Origin of the sequence: Parasphingomonas puruogangriensis, from assembly GCF_036663635.1 — a bacterium.
Lineage (GTDB): Bacteria > Pseudomonadota > Alphaproteobacteria > Sphingomonadales > Sphingomonadaceae > Sphingomonas.
This window is the reverse complement of record NZ_JAXOJI010000027.1, coordinates 1-1,397: the sequence shown is the minus strand read 5'-3', so window position 1 is coordinate 1,397 and position 1,397 is coordinate 1. Positions and strand designations below refer to the sequence as shown.

The 1,397-nt window shown below is 56.0% G+C and carries 1 protein-coding gene; it reads left to right on the top strand.

Annotation, left to right across the window (positions count from 1 at the left end; translation table 11 throughout):
• Nucleotides 1-205 precede the first annotated feature (205 nt).
• Nucleotides 206-1,266, top strand: a protein-coding gene (locus U1739_RS20940; RefSeq protein ID WP_332710553.1) for an IS630 family transposase whose coding sequence is annotated in 2 segments (ribosomal slippage) — nt 206-698 and nt 698-1,266 — 1,062 coding nt in all. Because the reading frame shifts where the segments join, the coding sequence is not laid out codon by codon here.
• The last annotated feature ends 131 nt before the right edge of the window (nt 1,267-1,397 follow it).

Here is a 1,397-nt window from a genome sequence, read left to right as displayed (position 1 = left end):
AGTCGAGCTGTCTAGTCCGGCCATAGATTAAACCTTATCGCTTGTTAGATCGTCAAAATCCCGTGTACGTGCTCTAGCAATAATTTTGCTCATACAGATATTAAAAACATAGCCTTATACCAAGTCCCCTTAACGTTGACTCATTTAGGGGATTCCCATTTTGCTAGTTTTCTGATTCAGTGTCGCAAGCTGAAGGAGGTTTGCGATGGCTGGAGCGATAGGGATAAGAGGGGACTATACCGGGCCGGATTTGCGCCGTTTGGCACGAGGATGCCGCGATGCGGATCAGGTTCGGCGTTTGCTGTCTCTGGCAGTGATCCTCGATGGCGGCAGCCGGAGCGATGCGGCCAAAGCCGGCGGCGTTACCTTGCAGATTGTGCGTGATTGGGTGCTGCGCTTTAACGCCGAAGGGCCTGATGGACTGATCTCGCGCAAAGCACCGGGCAAGGTATCGATCCTGAATGACGAACAGCGCCGTGCACTGGTCGAGATCGTGGAATCCGGGCCGATACCGGCGTCGCACGGGGTTGTTCGTTGGCGGCTGATCGATCTGGCACAGTGGGTACGCGATGAGTTCGGCTTGTCGGTCACCAAGCAGACATTGAGCCGCGAGATGCGCGCTCTGGGCTATCGCAAGCTGTCGGCCAGACCACGCCATCAGGGGCAGCGCTCTGAGGATATTGCCGCTTTTAAAAAGACTTCCCCGCCCGTTTGGCGCAAATCCGCAAAAGCCTTCCCCTAGACATACCGATAGAGTTGTGGTGGCAGGATGAGGCGAGGATCGGTCAGCAGACCAAGCTCACCCGCCGGTGGGCCAAGCAGGGCACCAGGCCCTCAGCGCCCAAAGATCAGCGCAGAGCTTCGGCCTGGATCTTCGGGGCCATATGTCCCGCCGAAGGCAAGGGAGCTGGCATCGTCTTGCCCCGCTGCAACAGCGAAGCGATGAGCCTGCATCTTGAGGAGATATCCTTCCACGTCGCGCCGGGTGCGCATGCCGTTCTGATACTCGATCAGGCAGGGTGGCATGGCTCTGCCAAACTGGTAGTGCCCGCCAATATCACCCTCATGCCGCTGCCGCCCCGATGTCCCGAACTGAACCCTGTCGAGAATGTCTGGCAGTTCATGCGCGATAACTGGCTCTCCAACCGCATCTTCAAATCCTATGATGATGTCGTCGATCATTGCTGCTTCGCCTGGAACAAACTCGTCGATCAACCCTGGAAAATCATGTCCATTGGTCTACGTCAATGGGCACATGAGTTCTAATCAATGGGACTTGGTATTAGTCGCGATGACAACATTACCAATTGCGGACGCTGACCAGCGCGGTATCATTGCCATCCGGTTTGCCAAGACGCAACGCAAATCTTAGTCTAGAGGAGGCTCCATGGCTGCAT